We start from the raw sequence: 24,883 nt of genomic DNA, 5'->3' as shown, positions 1-24,883 counted from the left end.
ACCTTCAAGTGTGGGAGGGGGCTTGCCCCCGATAGCGGTCTATCAGGCCTGCGCTAACTGCGCATGCTCATCCGCCTCCAACAATCCCTTATCCGTCTGCCCCATGATCTGGCTGGTAATCGCACCGGCTGTCATCGAACCGTTCACGTTCAACGCCGTGCGGCCCATGTCGATCAGCGGCTCCACGGAAATCAGCAGCGCCACCAGTGACACCGGCAAGCCCATCGCCGGCAGCACGATCAGCGCGGCAAAGGTCGCGCCGCCGCCCACGCCGGCAACGCCTGCCGAACTTAAGGTCACAATCGCCACCAGGGTCGCGATCCACAGCGGGTCCAGCGGGTTGATGCCCACGGTCGGCGCCACCATCACGGCCAGCATGGCAGGGTAGAGGCCTGCGCAGCCGTTTTGGCCAATGGTCGCGCCAAACGAGGCGGCGAAACCGGCGATGGACTGCGGGATGCCCAGTCGACGGGTCTGCGCTTCGATGCTCAAGGGAATGGTCGCTGCGCTGGAGCGGCTGGTGAACGCGAAGGTCAGCACCGGCCACACTTTGCGCAAGAAGCGCAGCGGATTGATCCCGGCCGCCGACAACAGCAGGCCGTGCACCACGAACATCAGGCCCAGGGCCAGGTAGGACACCAGCACAAAGCTACCGAGCTTGATGATGTCTTGCAGGTTGGAACCGGCGACTACCTTGGTCATCAGCGCCAACACACCGTAGGGCGTGAGCTTCATCACCAGGCGCACCAGGCGCATTACCCAGGCTTGCAGGGTGTCGATGGCATTGAGCACTTTCTGGCCTTTTTCCACTTCGTCCTTGAGCAGTTGCAGCGCGGCCACTCCCAGGAACGCGGCGAAAATCACCACGCTGATGATCGACGTCGGCTTGGCCCGCGCCAGGTCGGCGAATGGGTTGGCTGGTACGAACGACAGCAGCAGCTGCGGGATATTCAGGTCGGCGACTTTGCCGGCGTAATCGTTTTGGATCACCTGCAGGCGCGCCATTTCCTGAGTACCGGCCACCAGGCCCTCGGCGGTGAGGCCGAACAGGTTGGTCAGGCCGATACCGATCATCGCCGCAATTGCGGTGGTGAACAGCAGGGTGCCGATGGTCAGGAAGCTGATCTTGCCCAGGGACGCCGCGTTATGCAGGCGCGCCACTGCGCTGAGGATCGAGGCAAATACCAGCGGGATCACGATCATTTGCAGCAGTTGCACGTAGCCATTGCCGACCAGATCGAACCATCCGATGGAGGCTTTGAGCACCGGGTTGCCGGCGCCATAGATGGTATGCAGCGCCACGCCGAACACCACGCCCAGTACCAGCGCCAATAGAACCTTTTTGGCCAGGCTCCACTGAGTGCGGCGGGTTTGTGCCAGGCCCAGCAATAGGGCCAGGAACACCAGTAGGTTGAGAATCAGCGGCAGATTCATTTGAACTCCATTGTGAGGGCGCCAATCGCGTGAGCCTGCGATTGCGAACCGGGAAGCCTAACAGCCTGATAAATAATGAATTAATACCGATATGGAATGGTAACTGTCGTTTTTGGAATAAGTGTTTGACGCTCACGCGCATGGCCTTGGCGGAAACGGGACGCGTGCGGTCGCGCTCGAAGCGGGAATTGTCACAGGGATTTGCTAGCGTCGGTGTCTTTCACTCAGGGAGACAACGCCTATGAAGCTCGCGCCGACACTATTGGTATCCGCCGCATTCTGCCTTGGCTTGGCCAGCCAGGCGTTCGCCGCCACCGAGTTGAAACATTGGCCCGCCCCGGCCGCCAAGCAACTGAACGAGATGATCGCCGCCAATGCCAACAAAGGTAACTTCGCGGTGTTCGACATGGACAACACCAGCTACCGCTACGACCTCGAAGAGTCGCTGTTGCCCTACATGGAAAACAAGGGGCTCATCACCCGCGAAAGCCTGGATCCATCGCTCAAGCTGATGCCGTTCAAAGACACTGCCGACCACAAGGAAAGCCTGTTCAGTTACTACTATCGCCTGTGCGAAGTGGACGACATGGTCTGCTACCCATGGGTCGCCCAAGTGTTCTCCGGCTTTACCCTCAAGGAACTCAAGGTCCAGGTCGACGAACTGATGGCCTCCGGCAAGCCCGTGCCGGTCAGTTATTACGAAGGCGATGTGGTCAAGACGTCCGAAGTGCAGCCGCCGAAAGTCTTCACCGGCCAGGCCGAGCTGTACAACAAGCTGATGGAAAACGGCATCGAGGTTTACGTGATGACCGCCGCTTCCGAAGAGCTGGTGCGCATGGTCGCTGCCGATCCGAAGTACGGCTACAACGTCAAACCCGAGAACGTCATTGGCGTGACCACTTTGCTCAAGGACCGCAAGACCGGCGAACTGACCACCGCGCGCAAACAGATCAGCGCCGGCAAGTATGACGAGAAGGCCAACCTCGGTCTGGAGCTCACCCCCTACCTGTGGACCCCGGCGACCTGGATGGCCGGTAAGCACGCGGCGATCCTCACCTACATCGACGAATGGAAAAAGCCGGTGATCGTCGGCGGCGATACCCCGACCAGCGACGGCTACATGCTGTTCCACGATGTGGACGTGGCCAAGGGCGGTATCCACCTGTGGGTCAACCGCAAGGACAAATACATGGCCCAGCTCAACGGCATGATGGCCAAGCACGCCGCGGCCCAGGCCAAGGAAGGCTTGCCGGTGACGGCGGACAAGAACTGGGTGATCGTCAAGCCGGATGAAATCCAGTAACTGCTCAAAAATGTGGGAGGGGGCTTGCCCCCGATTGCAGTAGTTCAGTTGCAAATGTGCTAACTGGCGCGCTGGCATTGAGATTTGGCCAGGCAAAAAAAAATGCCCCGCACTTGGCGGGGCATTTTTATGGGCGCAGGTCTTACAGACCGTCGAGCATCGCCTTGTTACGCACAGCACCCTTATCGGCGCTGGTGGCCAGCAGGGCATAAGCCTTCAGCGCGGTGGTCACTTTACGTGGACGTTTTTCAACCGGCTTCCAGCCTTTTTTGTCCTGCTCAACCCGGCGCGCCGCCAGTTCTTCGTCGCTGATCAACAGGTTGATCGAGCGGTTCGGAATGTCGATCAGCACCTTGTCGCCATCCTGCACCAGGCCAATCGCGCCACCGGCAGCAGCTTCCGGCGAAGCGTGGCCGATGGACAGGCCCGAGGTGCCGCCGGAGAAACGGCCGTCGGTCAACAGCGCACAGGCTTTGCCCAGGCCCTTGGATTTCAGGTACGAGGTTGGGTAGAGCATCTCTTGCATACCCGGGCCGCCTTTGGGGCCTTCGTAGCGGATGATCACGATGTCGCCTTCTTTGACTTCGTCGGCGAGGATGCCGCGTACGGCGCTGTCCTGGCTTTCGAAGATCTTGGCGTTGCCTTCGAACACATGGATGGACTCATCCACGCCGGCGGTTTTGACCACGCAGCCGTCGAGGGCGATGTTGCCGTACAGCACGGCCAGGCCGCCTTCCTTGGAGTAGGCGTGCTCGACACTGCGGATGCAGCCGTTTTCACGGTCGTCGTCGAGGGTGTCCCAGCGGGTCGACTGGCTAAATGCGGTCTGGGTCGGGATGCCCGCCGGGCCGGCCTTGAAGAAGGTGTGCACGGCTTCGTCGTCGGTCTGGGTGATGTCCCACTTGGCGATGCCTTCGGCCATGGTCTTGCTGTGCACTGTCGGCAGGTCGGTGTGCAGCAGGCCGCCACGGGCCAGGGAGCCGAGGATCGAGAAGATCCCGCCGGCGCGGTGCACGTCTTCCATGTGGTACTTCTGGATGTTCGGCGCGACTTTGCACAGTTGCGGCACATGGCGGGACAGGCGGTCGATATCGCGCAGGTCGAAATCGATCTCGGCTTCCTGGGCCGCGGCCAGCAGGTGCAGGATGGTGTTGGTGGAACCGCCCATGGCGATGTCCAGGGTCATGGCGTTTTCGAAGGCCTTGAAGTTGGCGATATTGCGCGGCAATACCGACTTATCGTTCTCGCCGTAGTAACGCTTGCACAGCTCGACGATGGTACGGCCGGCTTGCAGGAACAATTGCTCGCGGTCGCTGTGGGTGGCCAGGGTGGAGCCGTTGCCCGGCAGCGCCAGGCCGAGAGCCTCGGTGAGGCAGTTCATCGAGTTGGCGGTGAACATGCCGGAGCATGAACCGCAGGTCGGGCAGGCGCTACGCTCGTATTCCGCGACCTTCTCGTCAGAAGCGCTGGAATCGGCGGCGATGACCATGGCGTCCACCAGGTCCAGACCGTGGGAGGCGAGCTTGGTCTTGCCGGCTTCCATTGGGCCGCCGGAGACGAAGATCACCGGGATGTTCAGGCGCAGGGCGGCCATCAGCATGCCGGGGGTGATCTTGTCGCAGTTGGAGATGCATACGATGGCGTCGGCGCAGTGGGCGTTGACCATGTATTCCACGGAGTCGGCGATGATCTCGCGGCTCGGCAGCGAATACAGCATGCCGTCATGGCCCATGGCGATGCCGTCGTCCACGGCGATGGTGTTGAATTCCTTGGCCACGCCACCGGCGCGTTCGATCTCGCGGGCGACCAGTTGGCCCAGGTCCTTGAGGTGGACGTGGCCGGGTACGAACTGAGTAAAGGAGTTGGCAATCGCGATGATCGGCTTCTTGAAGTCGTCATCTTTCATCCCCGTGGCGCGCCACAATGCGCGGGCGCCGGCCATGTTGCGGCCGTGGGTGGATGTTTTCGAGCGGTAATCTGGCATGGAGCACTCCGGGCGGCTAATCAGGTACTAAACAGGGGAGTGAGCTTCTATTGACGTCTGGAACACTCAGAAATAGCCGTGTGTCCGGAGGTTGCCTCTAACGCTGCGGGATCGCCGCGCGCCGTGGCCTTGAGCTCATAAACCCGCCGGGGGATGACTGGCGATGAATAGGGCCGATTCTACACCGCTGGCGGCTGGAGGGAATGGGCGCAAGCGTGAAGTGGGCCCTTAGGCCGCGTGCGCAGACCTTTGCTCCCTGGCGTTCAGGCCCATGCCGATACCGCTCAGAACCAGAAAGGTGATCGCCAGCACGTTCATCACCTGTTCGCCCGACTGGCTGACCAGGCTGCTGACCAAACCGCCACAGACAAAAATAATCACGTTTCCCGCCGACGCGCAGGTCCCGGCGGCCAGCGGGAATCGGCCCATGGCGCGGGAGGTTGCAATGGGGCGGGTGATGGTCGTTCCGGCGGTACAGAGGATCATCGGCAGCATCACTGTCATGACCGTCAGGCCCCACAGGTGATAGAGCGCCAGCATTAATACGCCCGCCGATGCGATCAGTCGCTGACCGCTGACGATCTGCGTATTGCCGTCCATCCATCGGTTCATCCAGCCCGCAGCGATGCCACCCAACACGTAGGCGGCGCCATAGAGCAGCAAGACCAGAGCAAACCGGTAAGGCGTAAGGCCCAATTGCTCCATCAGGATGATGGGCGACACAACGATAAAGGCGAAATGGCAACCGAAGGCCAGTGCCGAGATCAGCCAGTAGCCGACGAAACTGCGGTCACGCAGCACCTGTCGGTACGCGTTCACAATCGAGAGTCGAGTATCGGAGGGCGGGCTTGGATCGTCGAGTAGAAGCCAAGCCTTGAGGATCAATAGCAGGCCAATGATGACAAACACCTGAAAGCTGCCGCGCCAGTCGAGCCAGGTCTGCAACCAACTGCCGAACAACGGTGACACGGAAATACAGATGCCGCTGGCCGTGACCATGGCAATGCGCAATCGCTCTTGTTCTTTGCCGATGAATAGATCCTGCACCAGTGCCTGGGACAGTACGAAACTGCCGCACCCGACCGCCTGGATCATTCGGAAGACCATAAACCAGGCAAAGTCCTGCGCCATGGCACAACCCGCCGAGCCCATGACGGCGACGCCCATACCGATTATCAACACACGCTTGCGCCCCAGGCGGTCGGACAGCGGTCCGACCAGCAGCAGCGACAACGATAAACCGATTGAAAACAGACTCACCGATAACGCGATATCGGCCACGGCCGTATCGAAGTAGCGAGCCATGGAGGGAAAGGAGGGCAGAATCACGTCCAGGGGAAATACGCCGAGGATCGTCATGTTCATCAGCAAGGCGATGGCGGCGGTTTTTCGGGCGGGGGAGGTCAGGTGGGTCATCGAGGAGGGCTCAGACCTTGAATGAGGGCTGAGAATCGATTTGAAGAGAGACCCGGTCAATGCCCCATAGGGCGATCAGTGCTGTCTGAAATTTCGCAAAGAAGTGTGGGGGCGGCTGCCCCCACACATGAGCCGTTTACAAATGAACGGTCAGGCCAGCATCAGCTATTGGGCAACAACCGGCACGTAATGCTCTTGATATACCGCGTCTCCACGATCGCCGGGTGCACCGGATGGTCCGGGCCCTGGCCGCCGCGCTCCAGCATCTGGATATTGCGGTCCAGGTGGCGGGCGCTGGTCAGCAGGATGTTTTGCAGATCGTCTTCCGGCAGGTGCATGGAGCACGAAGCGCTGACCAGGATGCCGTCCTTGCTGAGCAGGCGCATGGCTTGCTCGTTGAGGCGGCGGTAAGCGCCTTCGCCGTTTTTCATGTCTTTTTTGCGTTTGATGAAGGCCGGTGGGTCGGCGACGATCACGTCGAAGCGCTCTTCGCTGGCTTTGAGTTCCTTGAGGGCTTCAAAAACGTCGCCTTCGATGCAGGTCATTTTCTCGGCGAAGCCGTTCAGCGCGGCGTTGCGCTCCACGCCGTCAAGGGCGAAGGCCGAAGCGTCGACGCAGAACACTTCACTGGCGCCGAACGCCGCGGCTTGCACGCCCCAGCCGCCGATGTAGCTGTACAGGTCCAGTACGCGTTTGCCTTTGGCATACGGCGCCAGACGGGCGCGGTTCATGCGGTGGTCGTAGAACCAACCGGTTTTCTGGCCCTGGATCACCGGGGCTTCGAACTTCACGCCGTTTTCTTCCAGCGCCACCCACTCCGGCACCAGGCCGAACACGGTTTCGACGTAACGGTTCAGACCTTCGGCGTCGCGTGCGGCGGAGTCGTTCTTGAACAGGATGCCGCTGGGCTTGAGCACTTGGGTCAGCGCGGCGATCACGTCGTCTTTATGGGCTTCCATGGTCGCCGAGGCGATCTGCACCACCAGAATGTCGCCGAAACGGTCGACCACCAAGCCCGGCAGCAGGTCGGAATCGCCGTAGACCAGGCGGTAGAACGGCTTGTCGAACAGGCGATCACGCAGGGACAGGGCAACGTTCAGGCGGTGCACCAGCAGCGACTTGTCCAATGGCAACTTGATGTCGCGCGACAGCAGGCGGGCGCAGATCAGATTGTTCGGGCTCATGGCCACGATGCCCAGGGTCTTGCCGCCGGCAGCTTCCAGGATGGCTTGGTCGCCTGCCTGGAAGCCGTGGAGTGGGGTGGCGGCCACGTCGATTTCGTTGCTGTAGACCCACAGGTGGCCGTTGCGCAAACGACGATCGGCGTTGGCTTTGAGACGCAGGCTTGGCAGGGACATGACGTCGCTCCGGAAAAAAGAGCGGGAGTATACCCTTTGCGCGCCGGTTCATGTGGGAGCTGGCTTGCCTGCGATGCCGACGGCGCGGTGTATCTGACGTACGGCGGCGATGCTATCGCAGGCAAGCCAACTCCCACATTGATCGGGTTTTTGAGGTGTCGGTCAGCTTTGCTTAGGGGTTAGAATCGCGGCCTAGCCCGGAGTGTGTACTTATGTCCCAAGAGCTTACCGCCGAACAGATTCAACAGGCCCTGCAAGGCATCAGCGTGCCGCCGCAGCCGCAGATCATGGTGGATTTGCAGATGGAGCAGTACATGCCCGATCCGGATCTGGACGTGATCGCGCGGCTGATCTCCCAGGACCCAGGCCTGTCCGGCGCGCTGCTGAAAATCGTCAACTCGGCGCATTACGGCCTGAGCAACAAGATCGCCTCGATCCAACGCGCGGTGAACCTGCTGGGCAGCCGTTCGGTGATCAACCTTATCAACGCTCTGTCGATCCGCGGCGAGATGAGCGATGAAACCATCGTCACCCTCAACCGCTTCTGGGACACCGCTCAGGATGTGGCCATGACCAGCCTGACCGTGGCCAAGCGCACTGGTTCTCAGGCGGTGGACGAAGCCTATGCCCTGGGGCTGTTCCACGATTGCGGCGTGCCGCTGATGCTCAAACGTTTCCCCAACTATATGGCGGTGCTCGAAGAGGCCTATGCCAACGCCGGGCCGGACTGCCGCGTGGTCGATACCGAGAACAACGCGTTCAATACCAACCATGCGGTGGTGGGTTACTACACCGCCAAGTCCTGGCGTTTGCCGGAACATGTGACCGACGCGATTGCCAACCACCACAACGCCCTGGCGGTTTTCAGCGATGAGTCCTCGCGCAATGCACCGCTGAAGAACTTGTTGGCGATCCTGAAAATGGCCGAGCACATCTGCGCGTCCTATCGGGTGCTGGGCAACCAGTCGGTGGACCATGAGTGGAACGCCATTGGCCACCTGGTGCTCGATTACGTAGGCCTGTCGGACTACGACTTCGAGAGCATGAAGTTGTCGATCCGCGAATTGGGCGCGAACTGATTTATTACCCAAGAGGCGTACATGCCCGAGTTACCTGAAGTCGAAACCACCCGACGCGGGATCGCCCCGCACCTGGAGGGGCAGCGCGTCAGCCGTGTGGTGGTGCGCGAGCGGCGCCTGCGCTGGCCGATTCCCGAAGACCTGGATGTGCGCCTCTCCGGGCAGCGCATCGTGCTGGTGGAACGGCGTGCCAAGTACCTGTTGATCAATGCCGAAGTGGGCACCCTGATCAGCCACTTGGGCATGTCCGGTAATTTGCGTCTGGTGGAAACCGGCATGCCGGCGGCCAAGCATGAGCATGTGGACATCGAACTCGAATCCGGCCTGGCCCTGCGCTACACCGACCCGCGGCGTTTCGGCGCGATGCTCTGGAGCCAGGACCCGCACAACCACGAGCTGCTGCTGCGCCTGGGGCCGGAACCGTTGACCGACCTGTTCGACGGCGAGCGCCTGTTTCAACAGTCGCGCGGCAAGTCCATGGCGGTCAAGCCGTTCATCATGGACAACGCGGTGGTGGTGGGTGTGGGCAATATCTATGCGACGGAAGCGTTGTTTGCGGCGGGGATCGATCCGCGTCGCGCGGCCGGCGGCATTTCACGCGGGCGTTATTTAAAACTCGCGATCGAGATCAAGCGCGTGCTGGCGGCGGCCATCGAGCGCGGCGGCACGACATTGCGGGATTTCATTGGTGGCGACGGGCAGCCGGGGTACTTCCAGCAGGAACTGTTCGTCTACGGCCGAGGCGGCGAGGCGTGCAAGGTCTGCGGGACTGAGCTGCGCAATGTGGTGCTGGGGCAGCGGGCCAGTGTGTTTTGCCCCAGGTGCCAGAGCTGATTGCTGGGTGACGGCTGGTATCGCTATCGGGGGCAAGCCCACTCCCACAGTTTGTGAATACATTCAAAAAATGTGAGAGGGGGCTTGCCCCCGATAAGGCCCTAACAGGCACTAAATGGGCTCAATTCTTAGCGGTAATCTTCCGGTACTTATCCATCAACTGCTCTTGCGTCTCCGGATGGGCTTCATCCAGCGGAATGCAATCGACCGGGCACACCTGCTGGCATTGAGGTTCGTCGTAATGGCCGACGCACTGGGTGCAGAGGTTGGGGTCAATCACGTAGATCTCTTCGCCTTGAGAGATTGCAGCGTTCGGACACTCGGGTTCGCAGACGTCGCAATTGATGCAATCGTCGGTGATGATCAGGGACATGGAAACTCCTGCCAGGGCCGTCAGCCAAGGCATCTGAAAACGAATGCGCGCAATTGTGCCGCATTGACGCCCGCAGTGCGAGCAGGCGCCGATTGAGCGGTCTTACTTCTTGAAGCGCAGCGTCAGCGCATCGGCCACGGCCGGATGCACGAACTTGGTGATATCCCCGCCCAATGCCGCGATTTCTCGGACCAACGTCGAGGAAATAAATGAATAACGCTCCGACGGCGTGAGGAACAGGCTCTCGACATCCGGCGCCAGTTGGCGGTTCATGTTGGCCAGTTGGAATTCGTATTCAAAGTCCGACACCGCACGCAGGCCACGCAAAAATACATTGGCGTTCTGCTCTTTGGCGAAGTGCGCCAACAACGTGGAGAAGCCGACGACTTCCACGTTAGGCAGATGCTTGGTGACCTCTCGCGCCAGCTCCACGCGCTGTTCCAGGGGAAACAGCGGGTTTTTCTTGGGGCTGGCAGCGACCGCGATGATCACATGGTCGAACAAGCGAGAGGCGCGTTCGACCAAATCGCCATGGCCTTTGGTAATCGGGTCGAAGGTACCTGGGTACAACACTCGGTTCATCGCGTCGTCCTGGCGGAGTCCGTTGGGGAACCGGATGGTATCGCAGCCTTCCCGGTCGGCCAAGTCGACTTACGTAGATAAATGCCGTGAATCCTAGGTGTTTTCACGCCGTTTTCAGACGTTCGGCCAATGAAGTCGCCAGTTTCGCGGTCAATCCATACACCGACAATTGCGGGTTCGCCCCGATGCTGGTGGGGAATAATGAGCCATCGTGGATGGACAGATTGCGCAATTGGTGATGACGGCCAAGGCTGTCGGCCACGGCCATTTTGGGGTCTTCACCCATGGCGCAACCGCCCATCACATGGGCGCTGCCCAGGCAGGTGCGGTGCAGTTCCAGGTTGAGGCCCTCGATCAGCGTGCGGGCTTCGGCCAGGGTTTTCACATAGCGTGCATCGTGATGCAGCGGTTTGACGGACTTGGCGCCCGCCGCGAACTGGATCTCGGCCATGCTCTGGAAGGCCCGGCGTAGACCGTCCCAGGCGTAGTCTGAGACCTGATAGTCAAGCACTGGCGTGCCGTCGCCGCGCAGTTCCACATTGCCGCCCGGGCTGTCAGGGTGGAAACCGTCGCGCAGCAACGCCAGCATCGCGTGGGTATTGGGCAACTGGCTCATATCCAGCGCATTCTGTGTGCCGTAGCCGCCCAGCAGAGTGCTGGCCAGCGCCGGATGCAGCGGTGGCGCTTCGAGTTTGTAGGACATTTTACCGGTAGTGCCGTCCTGCCATTGGAAATGGTCGGAGTAGATCGACTGCGGCGCGCCGTAGAACGGGTTGATCACCTCGTCGAACAGCGCCGCGGAGAAATTCACCAAGTGCAGAAAGGTCCGCTTGCCCAGCCGCGAATGTGGGTCCGGCGCGTCCGAACGCATTAGCAACGCCGGGCTGTTGATGCCGCCCCCGGCCAGTACATAGTGTTTGGCGTTGACCGTGATTTTGCGCCCTGTGGGTGCTACGCAGCGGGCGTCCATCGCCATGCATTCCAGGCTGCTGACGGTGTCGCCGCGGTATTTGAAATGCTCGGCCCGCGCCAGGTAGAGCAGCTCCCCGCCGCGTTCCAAGGTGGAGGGGATGGTGGTGACCAGCATCGATTGCTTGGCATTGACCGGGCAGCCCATGCCGCAATAACCCAAGTTAAAGCAGCCACGCACGTTGCGCGGGATCACATGCCAGCTGTAGCCGAGTTTTTCGCAGCCCTTGCGGATCACATCGTTGTTGGGGTTGGGCGGGACGGCCCACGGGGCGATGCCCAGGCGTTGCTCCATTTTTTCGAACCACGGCGCCATCTCGGCGCTGCTGTGGCCCTTGACCGCATATTCGCTGGCCCAGTGGGAAAGGGTCGCGTCCGGTGTACGAAAACTGGAGGTCCAATTGATCAGTGTCGTACCGCCCACCGCACGGCCCTGGAGGATGGTGATCGCCCCGTCCTTGCTCATGCGGCCAATGCCTTCCTGATACAGGCTGGTGTAGGCCTCGTCCTCAAGCAACTTGAAGTCGCTGCTGGTCTTGAGCGGGCCTTCTTCGATCAGCAGCACCTTGTAACCGGCCGCGCTGAGGATTTCAGCAGTGGTGCCGCCCCCAGCGCCGCTGCCGATGATCGCCACGTCGGCTTCCAGGGTCAGGTCTTGATCGAGGGCGCTGCCATTGTGGGTTTTCCAGCCACGGGCCAGGCCTTCGCGGAACAGATCGGGTACGGGCATCAGGGTCATCTCTTGTTTTTATTGTGGGGGATGCGGATCAGATCTTCGGCGGCCCGGGGTAGCCGCAATGGGCCCAGGACACCGGCTGGAAGTACCAGGCCATGATCACCAGCTTGAGCAGCGAGCCCTGGCCCATGCGGAGCAGGTTCAGGTAACTGTTTTCCCAGCGCTGCAGAAAGTGGCGGATCTGTTCAGCGCTGGCGTTTTCCCAACTGCCCCAGATTCCGGTGAGCGGGCCGCGAGTGAGGCCCAGGCTCAGCACGTCGAACAATTGCTGGGTGAGCTTGAACATTTCCGGCGACAGGTGCTGCAGACTGAAGTCGAGTTTTTTCAGAGTGCCGTCGATGCCGCTGGCGACCGCCTGGGCGCTGGCCACGCCCTCCAGTAAGACAGGGATCACTGCGCGCAAAAACGGCAGATCGCTGTTGCGCAGCATGGCAAAGCCGCTGGCCGGAGTGCTGCTGGAGCAGCCAGTGAGGCTGGCGCCCAGCCCTGCTGTGGCCAGGAAGGCACTGGCGCACAGGCCGATTTTCAAGACGCCGCGCCGTGACAGCGCGGGGGAATCCGTGAGGCTAGGGTTCATTGTTGTTGTTATCCCGTAGGTGGCGGAATCAGCGGACGAACAGCTTCTGGATCAACTTCTGTATGGCCTTGCCGTAGGGCGGGTAGATCAGCTTCGCCGCGTTCAGACGTTGCTTGATCAGCACCCCCTTGGCCTTGCTGAACGTCAGGAAACCTTCGTGACCGTGGTAGTGGCCCATGCCCGAGGGGCCGATGCCGCCGAACGGCATATCGTCCTGGGCGACGTGCAGCAGGGTGTCGTTCAGGCACACACCACCGGAATGGGTTTCGTGCAGCACGCGCTGTTGTTCGCCCTTGTTGTAGCCGAAGTAGTACAGCGCCAGCGGGCGAGGCCGTTGGTTGATGTAGGCAAAGGCCTGATCGATGCCGCGATACGGCACGATCGGCAGCACCGGGCCGAAGATTTCGTCCTGCATCACGGTCATGTCGTCGCTGACGTTAAGAAGCAGGCTGTGAGGCATGCGTCGCGCCTGGCTTTGGTCGTACAGCGGAATCAGGGTGGCGCCCTTGTCTGTGGCGTCCTTGACGTAGGCGTTGAGCCTGGCCAGTTGTCGCTCATTGATAATCGCGGTGTAGTCCGGGTTGTCGACCAGCGTGGGATAAAACCCGCGAACGGCGTTGCTGTAAGCCTCGACAAACCCCTCGACGCGGTCTTCTGGCACCATCACGTAATCCGGCGCCACGCAGGTCTGCCCGGCGTTCAGCGCTTTGCCGAAGGCGATGCGTTCGGCTGCGTCCTTGAGCGGTACATCCGTGGAAACGATGGCGGGCGATTTGCCGCCCAGTTCCAGGGTCACCGGCGTGAGGTGTTCCGCCGCCGCGCGCATTACATGCTTGCCGATACTGGTGGCGCCGGTGAAGAGCAAGTGATCGAAGCGCAGCCGGGAAAACGCGATCCCCATATCGGCCTCGCCGAGCACCACGCACACCAGGTCTTCGGGGAAAATTCTCGCCAGCAACGTCTTGAGCAGTTGCCCGGTGGCCGGCGTGGATTCACTGAGCTTGAGCATGACCCGGTTACCGGCCGCCAACGCGCCGACCAACGGGCCGATGGCCAGGTACAGCGGGTAGTTCCACGGCACGATGACGCCCACCACTCCCAACGGCTGATAGATGACTTTGGCTGACGCCGGTTGGAAGGCAATGCCTACGGCGCGTCGGGAGGGTTTCATCCAACGCTTGAGGTGTTTGCTGGCGTAGTGAATGCCATGCAGGCTGGGCATCAGTTCGGCGAAGAGGGTTTCGTCGGCACTGCGGTGGCTGAAGTCCTGGCTGATCGCATCGATCAACGCCTGGCGTTCATTGCTGAGCAGATCCCGCAGGGCTTTGAGCCATTGTTGACGCTGCGCAGCCGGCGGCATGGGATTGGCAGCGTAGGCACGCTGCTGTGCGTCGAACAGACCCTGGAGTTGATCCAGTGCCTGAGAATCTTGCAGGTAGGCAACGTTGGCAGACATGGCGCAGTACCGATTGTTATTGGTCTGCGTGGATTTTTAGAGTCATTACTCTAAATTGTCAAATAACATTGCAGCAACATGATGGATTTATCCAGGCCGGGATAGCCCGTAAGATGCTCCATCCCGTGTATAGAAGCTGATCCCCTATGGCACCACGAGTAAAGACCAGCGAGCGTATTGTGCAAACCAGCCTGGAGCTTTTTAACCAGCAGGGCGAGCGCAGTATCAGCACCAACCATATCGCCGCCCATATGGAAATTTCGCCGGGCAACCTGTACTACCACTTTCCCAACAAGCAGGCGATCATCGCCGTGCTGTTTCGCGAGTACGAAGCGCTGGTGGACAGTTTCCTGCGTCCGCCCCAAGGGCGTGCGATGCAGGTGGAGGATAAGCGTTTCTACCTGCAAGCCGTATTGGCCGGCATGTGGCGCTACCGTTTCCTGCACCGCGACCTTGAGCACCTGCTGGAAAGCGACCCGGAATTGGCCACTGGCTATCGGCGTTTTTCCCAGCGTTGCCTGATCCAGGGCGGCGCTATCTACCAGGGGTTTGTCGATGCCGGCATTCTCAATATGGACCCGGTGCAAACCGAAGCCCTGACCCTGAATGCCTGGATTATCCTCACTTCCTGGGTGCGTTTTTTGTGCACCACCAATGAGAATTCTGCCCATCTGAGTGCCGAAGCGATCAAGCGCGGGGTGTATCAGGTGCTGGTGCTGGAGGCCGGCTTCGTCACGCCCCAGGCGAAAGACGCGGTGGACGCACTGTTCAAAGAGTTTTACGTGCCGTTGAATCAGGCACTGGAAGAAGTGAAGTAGGCCCTTTCTCGAATCTGTTTACAGGAGTCCGCCATGCCGCTTGCCCAACTGATCAGCCCCCAGCAATTGGCCGAGCGCCGCAAGGCCGGAGGTTTGGTAATCCTGGATTGCCGTTTCGCCCTGGAAGACCCGGAATACGGGCGTTGCAGCTATGCCGAAGGCCATATCGAGGGCGCGCAATATGCCGATCTTGAGCGCCACCTCAGCGGTCAGGTGGTAAGAGGCGTGACCGGCCGCCACCCTTTACCGGCGGCGGACACCTTCGCCGAGCAACTGCGGGCCTGGGGCATCAGTGCCGACACTGATGTCGTGCTGTACGACGACGGCCCCGGCGCTTATGCCGCGCGGGCATGGTGGCTGCTGGCCTGGCTGGGCAAGCGCGACGGCGTATCCATTCTGGATGGCGGCCTCAAGGCTTGGCACAGCGCCGGGTTCCCATTGAGCCTTGGCGTGCCGGTAACCGAACCTGGGAGCTTTGTCGGCCAGCCGGACAATCATCTGCTGCTGGACGCCGAACACCTGCAAGAACGCCTGGGCCAGCCGGGCATGACCTTGATCGATGCCCGCGCCCCCGCGCGTTTTCGCGGCGAAGTCGAACCCATCGACCCAATTGCCGGGCATATTCCCGGTGCGCAGTGCGCGGCATTCAATGAAAACCTCGGCAGCGACGGGCGCTTTCTGCCAGCGGAACAACTCAAGCAACGCTTCGCCGCACAGTTGCAGGGGCGCTCGCCGGAAGAACTGGTGGCCTATTGCGGTTCGGGGGTGACGGCGTGCCACAACCTGTTCGCCCTGAGCCTGGCGGGTTATCCACTGGGTAAGTTGTATGCGGGGTCGTGGAGCGAGTGGATCACCGATTCGAAACGGGCGATTGCTACGGGCGATTGACCGCCCACTCGTTTAGCCGTGTTGTGCCAATAGCCATTGAGGTATTCGACGCTCCAGGTAGTAGCCGGGGCGTTTCAGTGAGCCATCGACAAAGCCCACATGGCCACCCTTGGTCGTTAGCTCAAACTCGGTGCAATCCGATAGCTCGCTGGCCTCAGGCAAGCTATGGGCAAACACGAACGGGTCATCGGCGGCCTGGATAATCAGGGTTGGGGTGCGGATGCCGCCCAGATAGTAACGGCTCGACGCGCGGCGGTAATAATCCTCGGCACTCAGAAAACCGTGCAGCGGCGCGGTGACCCGGCCGTCGAAGTCCCAAAACGTGCGCATCTTCTCCAGCGAGCCGAGGGCCTCCAGGGTTTTCAATCCCTCCACCTGGCCATCCTGTAGGAAGCGGCGTTGCTTGAGGCGGATATACGTGAGCATTTCGCGCATGAAGTGCTTCTGATACACCCGCGAAAACCCCAGCCCGATGCGATCGGCGCACTGATCCAGGCGAAACGGCACCGACACCGCCGCTGCGCCTTGCAGGCCGGACATTTCCCCTGTTTCCCCTAAATGCTTGAGCAACACGTTGCCACCCAGGGAGTAACCCACCGCGTACAAGGGCGCCAACGGTCGCTTGGCGCGCAGGTGCGTAATGGTCGCCGCGAGGTCTTCGCTGGCGCCGGAGTGGTAGCTGCGCGCCAACAGGTTCGGCTCGCCGGAGCAGCCCCGCCAGTTCAGCGCGACGCTGGCCCAGCCCTGACCGGCGAGGACTTTCTGCAAGCCCGCGACATAGGGGGAGTTGGATGAGCCGGTCAACCCATGCAGCACCAGCACCAGCGGCACGTGTGCGTCGTGAGGGCCGTGCCAGTCAAGGTCGAGAAAGTCGCCGTCGTCCAGCCATAGACGCTCGCGTTGGCGCTCAATATGGGTTGTGGGGCGCAACAGCGGCCCCCACAGTGTTTGCAAGTGGGGGTTGCCGAGGCCGAAGGCGGGGGTAAACAGGTCGGAGGTCGGTGTCATGAAACTCTCAGTCTGTGGCGAGCCTGCCCGCCACAAGAATCCGCGTGCTGAAAAACATTAAGCGCCGCTTTCGACCAACCGATGCCACAACGCGTAAAACACCCGTCCGGATTTTTGCTCCCGATGCAGGCGCCATGCGCCAGGCAGGCCCAGGGTAGAGGGTGCGGTTTCGCTTTCAGTGTAGATCCACGCATCGGCTGCCAGCCATTGGCGTTCTTCCAGCAGCGCGCACACGGTGGGCAACAGGTTCTGGTTGAACGGTGGGTCGAGGAATACCACGTCATATTCACTGGCGGGCTGGGTTTCCAGATAGCGCAGGGCGTCGGCGGTTTGCACCTGACCATTGGTGCAGCGCAGGGTGCCCAGATGCTCCTTGAGGCTGGACACAGCGACGTTGCTGGCGTCCAACGCCTGGGCCTGGGCGGCGCCACGGGACAACGCTTCCAGGAACAACGCGCCACTGCCGGCGAACGGGTCCAGCACCTTGGCCCCGCCGATGTACGGCGCGAGCCAGTTGAACAAGGTTTCGCGCACGCGATCCGGCGTTGGGCGCAGGCCCACCACGTCGGGGAAGCTCAGCTTGCGGCTGCCCCACTCACCGCCAATGATGCGCAGTTGGCCCACACCGTTATGTACGTTGTGAACAGGTTTTTTCGGGCGAGATGAACTGGCCATTAATGCTCCGGGACCCCGAGCGGCTGCTCGGCGGGTTTATCAGTAGGGGGCGGTAGTGGCTTCTGCGCAATGGTCGGGCCGGCGGTCACGATGACCATCTTGTCGGCGCTCAAGTGTTTGTTCAGCGCAGCCTTGACCTGCTCTACGGTCAAAGCCTGGGATTGTTTCATGAAATCTTCCAGATAGCTCAGCGGCAGGTTGTAGAAACCCATCGCCCCCAGCTGGCCGACGATATCGGCGTTGCTCGCGGTCGAGAGCGGGAAGCTGCCGGCCAGCTCGCGCTTGGCGTCATCCAGCTCCTTCTGGGTCGGGCCGGTCTTGAGGTAATCGGCCAGCACTTGCTCCACCAGACGCAGGGTGCCGCCGCTCATTTCGGCGCGGGTCTGCAGGTTGATCATGAACGGGCCACGCACCTGCATCGGCGAGAAACCGGAGTACACGCCATAGGTCAGGCCGCGCTTCTCGCGTACTTCGCTCATCAAGCGTGTGCCGAAACCGCCGCCACCGAGGATCTGGTTGCCCAGGGACAAGGCTGCGTAGTCCGGATCGGCCCGGTCGATGCCCAGTTGGGCGAGCAGCAGATGAGTCTGTTTAGATGGGAACTCGATGTGGCTCAGGCCGGCCTTGGGCTCGGTGGGCTGGGCGATTTTCGGCAGGGCAGGGCCCTTGGGCAGCGAGGCGGACACCTTGGCGGTCATGGCTTCGGCTTCGGGGCGGGACAAGTCGCCCACTACCGCAATCACCGCATTGCCGGCGGCATAAGCTTTGGCGTGAAAGGCCTGCAACTGCGCCAGGGTGATTTTCGGCACGCTTTCTGGCGTGCCTTCACTGGCATGGGCATACGGATGATTGCCATATAGACGCTTGAACAACTCAAGGCTCGCCAGTTTGGCGGGGTTCTGCTTCTGATACTCGAAGCCGGCGAGGATCTGGTTCTTGATGCGCGCCAGGGAATCGGCCGGGAAAGTCGGTTGACCGATCACCTGATCGAATAGCGCCAGGGCGGCATCGCGCTTGCCACTGTCGCTGAGGCTGCGCAGGGATACCAGCGCCATGTCGCGGTAGGCGCCATTGCCGAAGTCGGCGCCCAGACCTTCAAAGCCGCTGGCGATCTGGCTGACATCCTTGCCCGGCGCGCCTTCGTTAAGCATGGCGTTGGTCATCAACGCCAGACCTGGCACGTCGCCGTCCTGGCTGCTGCCGGCGGCGAACAGGATGCGCATATCGAACATAGGCAGTTCATGGGCTTCGACGAACAGTACCTTGGCGCCTTCGGCGGTGGTCCAGGTCTGCACATCCAGCTTGCGGTTGGTCGGCGCCTTGCCGTCCAGTTCTGCCAGGGATTGCAGCTTGTTGGCCGATTGCGCTTGATCCAGCGCCTGGCTGGCAACCGACTCGCTGGGCCGCAGGAAGTACACGGCGCTCGCGGCGATCAAGGTGACGGCGATCAAGCCGGGCAGAATCAGACGGCTGCTTTTGCGATCACTCATGAGCGGTCTCCTCGGGCAGAACATGGGCGACGCTCAAACGTTCGCGGGTGAAGTAGGTGCGGGCGGCTTTCTGGATGTCTTGCGGGGTCACGCTTTGCAGGTCGGCGAGTTCGCTGTCCATGAGTTTCCATGACAGCCCCACCGTCTCCAGGGAGCCGATGGCCGTGGCCTGGCTGGTGATGGAGTCCCGCTGATAGACCAGGCCGGCGATGACCTGGGCACGGATGCGTTCCAGTTCTTCAGCGGTCGGCGGTTTGGCTTTCAATTCGTCCAGCAGGCGCCACAGGCCGGCCTCGGCTTGGGCGATGGTCTTTTTCTTCTGCTGGTTCGGCGTGGCCGAGAGGGTGAATAGGGTGTCGCCACGGGTATAGGCGTCGTAATTGGTAGAGGCGGCGGATACCAGCTCTTCGCCACGTTCCAATTGCTCGGAAATACGCGCGCTATAGCCGCCATCCAGCAGAGCCGAGATCAGGCGCAGGGCCTGCACCGAGCGTTTGTCCTCGGCAGTGGCGAGGCCGGGTACGTTAAAGCCGAGGATTACGCTTGGCAGTTGGGTCTGCACGCGCATTGTCAGTAGGCGCTCGCCGGGTTCGGCCAGCTCCATGGGGATCTTGGCTGGTGGCACGTCACGTTTGGGGATCGGGCCGAAGTAGCGCTGGGCCAGGTTCTTCACCTCGTCCGGAGTCACGTCGCCGACCACCACCAGGGTAGCGTTATTGGGCACATACCAGGATTGGTACCAGTGACGCAGCTCTTCGACCTTCATGCGCTCCAGGTCTGCCATCCAGCCGATGGTCGGCGTGTGGTAACCGCTGGCCGGGAAAGCCATCGCCTTGAAGCGTTCGAAGGCTTTGGACATCGGGTTGTCGTCGGTGCGCAGGCGGCGCTCTTCCTTGATCACCTCGATCTCGCGGCTGAATTCGTCGGCCGGCAAGCGCAGGCTGGCCATGCGGTCCGCTTCCAACTCGAAGGCCACGCCCAGGCGGTCGCGGGCCAGCACTTGGTAGTAGGCGGTGTAGTCATCGCTGGTAAACGCATTTTCTTCGGCGCCGAGGTCGCGCAGGATCAGCGAGGCTTCGCCCGGGCCGACCTTGGCGCTGCCCTTGAACATCATGTGCTCCAGAGCGTGGGACAAACCGGTCTGGCCCGGGGTTTCATAGCTTGAGCCGACCTTGTACCAAACCTGGGAAACCACCACCGGCGCGCGATGGTCTTCGCGTACGACCACCTTGAGGCCGTTATCGAGGGTGAATTCATGGGTCGGTTGTGGATCGGCAGCCAAGGCTGAAAGAGGCAGACAAACTGTGCTGAACAGCAGGCCTGCGGCGCGGCGGGCGAGAGCATTCATTCGTTTTTTAACCTGTTGGGCGGCCCGCTTGGTCTTAGCGTCGGCGGGCGAGGAGGTGCTAGGATACTGATCCGATTTAACGACGGCCACGGCTATCAGGCTCGGGGTGTTTACGACGCCTCGTATGTAACCGTAGGAAACATGGAATAAGCAGTGGTTTTCCCTGAAGTTATTCTATTTTTCGCCGATTATGTGTCGCTAAAGCCCTGTATTGAATCGTTTTCCTGAGGCTTTATTTGGCCTTACAAAATGTTGCGCATGAACAAGCGGGCGTTAAAGCAGTCTGTTCTGCATCGAATTTTATTTACCGAGGCGCCCTGGCGCGTCGCTACTTTGAGATAGCCGTCCTCCATGTTTGGTTCCAACGACGACAAGAAGACCCCAGCTGCGGCTGGCGAGAAAAAAGGCCTGTTCGGATGGCTGCGCAAAAAGCCGCAGGAAACCGTCGTCGAACAGCCCCAGGTTCAACCTGAGCCTATTCCCGAGCCTCTTATAGAAGCCGCACCGGTTGCCGAGACACCGGCGCCCGTGGTGTTGCCTCTGGCCGAGCCGGTATTGCAGCCGGTGGTCGAAGCGGCGCCAGAGCCAGAGCCAGAGCACAAGCCGTGGCCGGAACTGCCGGTGGCCGAGGAGCCTGTTGCGCTGGTCGACGATGTGCAGGCTGAGCATGTGGTGCCGCCGATTCCGCCGGTGATCGAGCCCGAGCTGCAACCTGTGGTCGTCGAGCCGACGCCCGCTGCGGTGCCAGTGCAGGAGGTCGCGCCTGTGGTCATCGCCCCGGCGCCCGCCGAAACCAGCAAGACCGGTTTCTTTGCCCGCCTCAAGCAGGGCCTCAGCAAGACCAGCGCCAGTATCGGCGAAGGCATGGCTAGCCTGTTCCTGGGCCGAAAGACCATCGATGACGAATTGCTCGAAGACATTGAAACCCGTCTGCTGACCGCTGACGTCGGCGTCGAAGCCACTGCGGTGATCATCCAGAGCCTGACCCAGAAGGTCGCGCGCAAACAGTTGACCGATGCCGACGCGCTCTACAAGTCTCTGCAGGCCGAACTGGCCGCGATGCTCAAACCGGTCGAAGCGCCGCTGGTGATCACGCCGAACAAACCATTTGTGATTCTGGTGGTAGGCGTCAACGGCGCCGGTAAAACCACCACCATTGGCAAGTTGGCCAAGAAGCTGCAGTCGGAAGGCAAAAAAGTCATGCTCGCCGCCGGCGACACCTTCCGCGCCGCCGCCGTGGAGCAACTGCAAGTCTGGGGTGAGCGCAATAAGATCCCGGTTATCGCCCAGCACACCGGCGCCGATTCCGCGTCGGTAATCTTCGATGCTGTGCAGGCCGCCAAGGCCCGTAACATCGATGTGCTGATTGCCGATACCGCCGGTCGCCTGCACACCAAAGACAACTTGATGGAAGAGCTGAAAAAAGTGCGTCGCGTGATCGGCAAGCTCGATGCCGACGCGCCCCATGAAGTGCTGCTGGTGCTGGACGCCGGCACGGGCCAGAACGCTATCAGTCAGGCCAAGCAGTTCAACCAGACGGTGCAATTGACCGGCCTGGCCTTGACCAAGCTTGATGGCACGGCCAAGGGCGGCGTGATCTTCGCCTTGGCCAAACAGTTCGGGTTACCGATTCGCTATATCGGTGTCGGTGAGGGTATCGACGACTTGCGCACCTTTGAAGCCGAACCCTTTGTCCAGGCACTGTTTGCCGAGCGGGAGCGTTCATGATTCGATTCGAACAGGTCGGTAAACGCTATGCCAACGGGCATGTCGGCTTGCATGAGCTGAGCTTTCGAGTGCGTCGCGGCGAATTCTTGTTTGTGACCGGCCATTCGGGCGCGGGCAAAAGCACCCTGCTGCGTCTGCTGCTGGCCATGGAACGCCCGACCACCGGCAAGCTGCTGTTAGCGGGCCAGGATTTGGCCACTATCAGCAATGCGCAGATTCCTTTCCTGCGCCGCCAGATCGGCGTGGTGTTCCAGAATCATCAGTTGCTGTTCGATCGCACGGTGTTCAATAACGTCGCATTGCCGTTGCAGATTCTCGGGTTGTCCAAGGCCGAGATCATCAAGCGCGTGGATTCGGCCCTGGAGCGCGTAGCGCTGTCGGACAAGACCGACCTTTACCCCGGCGACCTGTCCACCGGCCAGCAACAGCGCGTCGGTATCGCCCGCGCCATCGTTCACCGTCCGGCCTTGCTGCTGGCGGACGAACCTACCGGTAACCTCGATCCGCGCCTGGCCGCCGAGATCATGGGGGTGTTCGAGGACATCAACCGACTGGGCACCAGCGTGCTGATCGCCAGTCACGACCTGGCGCTGATCGCGCGCATGCGCCATCGCATGCTGACCTTGCAGCGCGGTCGTTTGATCGGTGACGGGGAGGCTGGCGTATGAGTGCAACACGCAGCCCCAAGGTTTCCGAACGCGTGGCCCCCAAGCCCGCCGATCCGCAACCGAAGAAGAAAAAACACGACGATGACGACGGGCCGGACTTCGGCACCCTGTTACGCGCGTGGATCGAAAGCCATCGCGCCAGCCTGCTGGACAGCCTGCGTCGCTTGGGCAAGCAACCGATCGGCAGCTTTTTCACCTGCCTGGTGATGGCCGTGGCCCTGAGTCTGCCGATGGGTTTGTCGCTGTTGCTCAATAATGTGGAGCGTCTGGGTGGTTCCTGGCAGCGCGCGGCGCAGATTTCGCTGTATCTGAATCTGGACGCCAGCGCCAAGGAGGGCGAAGCGCTGCGCGATGACATCAAGAATATGCCGGGCGTGGCGGATGCCGAGTACGTTAGCCGTGATCAGGCGCTTGAAGAGTTCCAGCAACAGTCCGGCCTGGGCGAGGCGCTCAAGGAGCTGCCGCAGAACCCGCTGCCGGGCGTTGTGCTGGTGACGCCGAACGAGGTCGACAAGACCGCCCTTGAAGCCCTGCGACAAAAACTCGCAGAACTGCCCAAGGTGCAACAAGCGCAACTTGATCTAGTCTGGGTAGAGCGCCTGGCCGCGATTCTCAAGCTGGGTGACCGGTTTGTGTTCGGTTTGACGGTGTTGTTGGTGTCTGCATTACTTTTGGTGATAGGTAATACCATTCGTCTTCATATTGAAAACCGTCGCACCGAGATAGAAGTGATTAAACTGGTCGGCGGCACGGACAGCTATGTGCGTCGGCCTTTTCTGTACATGGGCGCGCTTTATGGCTTCGGTGCAGGGATTTTGTCCTGGGGTGTGCTGGCGTTCGGGCTGAACTGGCTTAACGACGCGGTGGTCGGGCTTGCCGGGCTGTATGGCAGCGATTTCGCCCTGGCGGGCGTGCCGGTTGCCGATGGTCTGTCACTCTTGCTCGGCGCGGTATTGTTGGGGTATATCGGTGCGTGGATCGCGGTCGCACGGCATTTACGTGAGCTGGCACCGAAGTAGTTAATGTCAGATTAATGTGGTTTCGTTTGTATTGACCGTATCAGTGGTTTAGGGAACTTGTCCTACGGTTCCCGGTCAATTTTCGCAGTGCTGAACTGCACGAGTTATGTGAGTCGGAGGTTTTTTCGTATGACCACTTCTTTGCAACCTGCTTATGCCTTGGTCCCGGGTGCGAACCTGGAAGCCTATGTGCACACGGTCAACAGCATTCCATTGCTGACACCCGAGCAGGAGCGTGAACTGGCCGAGAGTCTCTACTATGAGCAGGATTTGGGGGCGGCTCGGCAGATGGTGCTCGCCCACCTGCGTTTTGTCGTACATATCGCCCGTAGCTATAGCGGCTACGGTCTGGCCCAGGCTGATCTGATCCAAGAAGGTAACGTCGGCCTGATGAAGGCGGTCAAGCGCTTCAACCCTGAAATGGGCGTGCGCCTGGTGTCGTTTGCCGTGCATTGGATCAAGGCGGAAATTCACGAGTTCATCCTGCGCAACTGGCGCATCGTGAAAGTCGCCACCACCAAGGCTCAGCGCAAGCTGTTCTTCAACCTGCGCAGCCAGAAAAAACGCCTGGCGTGGCTGAACAACGAGGAAGTCCACCGCGTGGCCGAAAGCCTCGGCGTGGAGCCCCGTGAAGTGCGCGAGATGGAAAGCCGTCTGACTGGCCATGACATGGCCTTTGACCCGGCCGCCGAAGCGGACGACGACAGCGCTTTCCAATCGCCGGCCAATTACTTGGAAGACCACCGGTACGACCCGGCGCGTCAGTTGGAAGATGCGGATTGGAGCGACAACTCCAATCACAACCTTCACGAAGCGCTGGAAGTGCTGGACGAGCGCAGCCGTGACATTCTTTACCAGCGCTGGCTGGCGGAAGAAAAAGCCACGCTGCACGACTTGGCGCAGAAGTACAACGTGTCGGCTGAGCGGATTCGCCAGCTTGAAAAAAGCGCGATGAACAAGCTGAAATTGTCCATCGCCGCTTAACAATGTAGGAGGGGGCTTGCCCCCGATGGCGGAGTGAAGTGCGCCCCAAAAGTTGGACAGTAATTGTCTAGGCTACAGCGGAACGGGCTCTGTACTCTACAGGGCTCAGTCCGCCAAGCTTCGTTTTGATTCGCTTATGGTTGTAGTAATGGATGT

General features: G+C 60.8%; 23 protein-coding genes. 9 read left to right on the top strand and 14 right to left on the bottom strand.

Features of this window, described 5'->3' with window-relative positions; genetic code table 11:
• Nucleotides 1-42: 42 nt before the first annotated feature.
• The gene (locus YA0848_RS24215) at nucleotides 43-1,434 is read right to left on the bottom strand and encodes an L-cystine transporter (RefSeq protein ID WP_169902350.1); all 1,392 of its coding nucleotides are present in this window, start codon (nucleotides 1,432-1,434) and stop codon (nucleotides 43-45) included.
• A 241-nt stretch (nucleotides 1,435-1,675) separates the two neighbouring features.
• On the opposite strand from YA0848_RS24215, the gene YA0848_RS24210 reads away from it, so the two are divergent.
• On the top strand, nucleotides 1,676-2,737 hold the full coding sequence (locus YA0848_RS24210; protein ID WP_034115371.1) for a hypothetical protein: 1,062 nt from the start codon (nucleotides 1,676-1,678) through the stop codon (nucleotides 2,735-2,737).
• 142 nt (nucleotides 2,738-2,879) lie between these two features.
• On the opposite strand, the gene ilvD is transcribed toward YA0848_RS24210, so the two are convergent.
• From ilvD to YA0848_RS24195, 3 genes are all read right to left on the bottom strand, one after another.
• On the bottom strand, nucleotides 2,880-4,721 hold the full coding sequence (gene ilvD, locus YA0848_RS24205) for a dihydroxy-acid dehydratase (RefSeq protein WP_169902351.1): 1,842 nt from the start codon (nucleotides 4,719-4,721) through the stop codon (nucleotides 2,880-2,882).
• Between the two features lie 228 nt (nucleotides 4,722-4,949).
• Entirely contained in the window at nucleotides 4,950-6,137 is a 1,188-nt protein-coding gene (locus YA0848_RS24200; protein WP_184315999.1) for a Bcr/CflA family efflux MFS transporter, read from the bottom strand.
• A gap of 161 nt (nucleotides 6,138-6,298) precedes the next feature.
• Nucleotides 6,299-7,495 (bottom strand): class I SAM-dependent rRNA methyltransferase, encoded by a 1,197-nt coding sequence (locus tag YA0848_RS24195; RefSeq protein WP_034115369.1) that lies wholly within the window; start codon nucleotides 7,493-7,495, stop codon nucleotides 6,299-6,301.
• Between the two features lie 266 nt (nucleotides 7,496-7,761).
• On the opposite strand from YA0848_RS24195, the gene YA0848_RS24190 reads away from it, so the two are divergent.
• Together YA0848_RS24190 and mutM are read left to right on the top strand one after the other, a co-directional pair.
• Complete coding sequence (locus tag YA0848_RS24190; protein WP_169867689.1) at nucleotides 7,762-8,574, top strand: HDOD domain-containing protein; 813 nt, start codon at nucleotides 7,762-7,764, stop codon at nucleotides 8,572-8,574.
• A gap of 21 nt (nucleotides 8,575-8,595) precedes the next feature.
• Nucleotides 8,596-9,408 (top strand): bifunctional DNA-formamidopyrimidine glycosylase/DNA-(apurinic or apyrimidinic site) lyase, encoded by an 813-nt coding sequence (mutM, locus tag YA0848_RS24185; protein ID WP_034101302.1) that lies wholly within the window; start codon nucleotides 8,596-8,598, stop codon nucleotides 9,406-9,408.
• Between the two features lie 121 nt (nucleotides 9,409-9,529).
• On the opposite strand, the gene YA0848_RS24180 is transcribed toward mutM, so the two are convergent.
• The 5 genes from YA0848_RS24180 to YA0848_RS24160 form a co-directional block, all read right to left on the bottom strand.
• Nucleotides 9,530-9,781 carry a YfhL family 4Fe-4S dicluster ferredoxin gene (locus YA0848_RS24180; RefSeq protein WP_034101300.1) on the bottom strand — a complete coding sequence of 84 codons (252 nt, stop codon included), beginning with the start codon at nucleotides 9,779-9,781 and terminating at the stop codon, nucleotides 9,530-9,532.
• A 102-nt stretch (nucleotides 9,782-9,883) separates the two neighbouring features.
• Nucleotides 9,884-10,363: a pantetheine-phosphate adenylyltransferase gene (coaD, locus tag YA0848_RS24175; RefSeq protein ID WP_003176711.1), complete on the bottom strand. Its 480-nt coding sequence runs from the start codon at nucleotides 10,361-10,363 to the stop codon at nucleotides 9,884-9,886.
• A gap of 103 nt (nucleotides 10,364-10,466) precedes the next feature.
• On the bottom strand, nucleotides 10,467-12,062 hold the full coding sequence (locus YA0848_RS24170; RefSeq protein ID WP_034101765.1) for a GMC family oxidoreductase: 1,596 nt from the start codon (nucleotides 12,060-12,062) through the stop codon (nucleotides 10,467-10,469).
• Nucleotides 12,063-12,099: 37 nt separating this feature from the next.
• A complete protein-coding gene (locus YA0848_RS24165) occupies nucleotides 12,100-12,645 on the bottom strand; it encodes a hypothetical protein (RefSeq protein WP_034101299.1) in 546 nt (181 codons plus the stop codon).
• A 28-nt stretch (nucleotides 12,646-12,673) separates the two neighbouring features.
• Nucleotides 12,674-14,101, bottom strand: a complete 1,428-nt coding sequence (locus YA0848_RS24160) for a coniferyl aldehyde dehydrogenase (RefSeq protein ID WP_169902353.1) — start codon at nucleotides 14,099-14,101, stop codon at nucleotides 12,674-12,676.
• 146 nt (nucleotides 14,102-14,247) lie between these two features.
• Here YA0848_RS24160 and YA0848_RS24155 point away from each other — a divergent pair, with 146 nt between their 5' ends.
• Both YA0848_RS24155 and YA0848_RS24150 read left to right on the top strand, forming a co-directional pair.
• The gene (locus YA0848_RS24155; RefSeq protein WP_034101297.1) at nucleotides 14,248-14,919 is read left to right on the top strand and encodes a TetR/AcrR family transcriptional regulator; all 672 of its coding nucleotides are present in this window, start codon (nucleotides 14,248-14,250) and stop codon (nucleotides 14,917-14,919) included.
• A gap of 33 nt (nucleotides 14,920-14,952) precedes the next feature.
• Nucleotides 14,953-15,807 (top strand): sulfurtransferase, encoded by an 855-nt coding sequence (locus tag YA0848_RS24150; RefSeq protein ID WP_169902354.1) that lies wholly within the window; start codon nucleotides 14,953-14,955, stop codon nucleotides 15,805-15,807.
• A 12-nt stretch (nucleotides 15,808-15,819) separates the two neighbouring features.
• On the opposite strand, the gene YA0848_RS24145 is transcribed toward YA0848_RS24150, so the two are convergent.
• From YA0848_RS24145 to YA0848_RS24130, 4 genes are read right to left on the bottom strand one after another with little or no spacing between them, the layout of a single operon-like run.
• Nucleotides 15,820-16,815 carry a hydrolase gene (locus YA0848_RS24145; protein WP_034101295.1) on the bottom strand — a complete coding sequence of 332 codons (996 nt, stop codon included), beginning with the start codon at nucleotides 16,813-16,815 and terminating at the stop codon, nucleotides 15,820-15,822.
• A 57-nt stretch (nucleotides 16,816-16,872) separates the two neighbouring features.
• Nucleotides 16,873-17,490 (bottom strand): 16S rRNA (guanine(966)-N(2))-methyltransferase RsmD, encoded by a 618-nt coding sequence (gene rsmD, locus YA0848_RS24140; protein WP_034101294.1) that lies wholly within the window; start codon nucleotides 17,488-17,490, stop codon nucleotides 16,873-16,875.
• Nucleotides 17,490-18,980, bottom strand: coding sequence for a M16 family metallopeptidase (locus YA0848_RS24135; RefSeq protein ID WP_169867589.1), 1,491 nt, complete (start codon nucleotides 18,978-18,980; stop codon nucleotides 17,490-17,492). Before YA0848_RS24135 ends, rsmD begins: the two co-directional genes overlap by 1 nt.
• Nucleotides 18,973-20,328 carry a M16 family metallopeptidase gene (locus YA0848_RS24130; protein ID WP_034101292.1) on the bottom strand — a complete coding sequence of 452 codons (1,356 nt, stop codon included), beginning with the start codon at nucleotides 20,326-20,328 and terminating at the stop codon, nucleotides 18,973-18,975. The genes YA0848_RS24135 and YA0848_RS24130 overlap by 8 nt, the downstream gene beginning before the upstream one ends.
• A gap of 351 nt (nucleotides 20,329-20,679) precedes the next feature.
• Here YA0848_RS24130 and ftsY point away from each other — a divergent pair, with 351 nt between their 5' ends.
• From ftsY to rpoH, 4 genes are all read left to right on the top strand, one after another.
• Nucleotides 20,680-22,056 carry a signal recognition particle-docking protein FtsY gene (gene ftsY, locus YA0848_RS24125; protein WP_169902355.1) on the top strand — a complete coding sequence of 459 codons (1,377 nt, stop codon included), beginning with the start codon at nucleotides 20,680-20,682 and terminating at the stop codon, nucleotides 22,054-22,056.
• Complete coding sequence (gene ftsE, locus YA0848_RS24120; RefSeq protein ID WP_003176700.1) at nucleotides 22,053-22,724, top strand: cell division ATP-binding protein FtsE; 672 nt, start codon at nucleotides 22,053-22,055, stop codon at nucleotides 22,722-22,724. The genes ftsY and ftsE overlap by 4 nt, the downstream gene beginning before the upstream one ends.
• Nucleotides 22,721-23,743, top strand: a complete 1,023-nt coding sequence (ftsX, locus tag YA0848_RS24115; protein WP_034101290.1) for a permease-like cell division protein FtsX — start codon at nucleotides 22,721-22,723, stop codon at nucleotides 23,741-23,743. The genes ftsE and ftsX overlap by 4 nt, the downstream gene beginning before the upstream one ends.
• Nucleotides 23,744-23,872: 129 nt before the next feature.
• Nucleotides 23,873-24,727: an RNA polymerase sigma factor RpoH gene (gene rpoH / locus YA0848_RS24110; protein ID WP_005792286.1), complete on the top strand. Its 855-nt coding sequence runs from the start codon at nucleotides 23,873-23,875 to the stop codon at nucleotides 24,725-24,727.
• Between the two features lie 67 nt (nucleotides 24,728-24,794).
• On the opposite strand, the gene YA0848_RS24105 is transcribed toward rpoH, so the two are convergent.
• Nucleotides 24,795-24,883, bottom strand: an 89-nt coding sequence (locus YA0848_RS24105) for an IS3 family transposase (RefSeq protein ID WP_198731444.1), incomplete at its 5' end; no start/stop codon positions are given.

It is taken from the genome of Pseudomonas sp. S4_EA_1b (assembly GCF_016307435.1).
GTDB classification, from domain to species: Bacteria; Pseudomonadota; Gammaproteobacteria; order Pseudomonadales; family Pseudomonadaceae; genus Aquipseudomonas; species Aquipseudomonas rhodesiae.
This window is presented reverse-complemented; position numbering and strand designations above follow the sequence as displayed.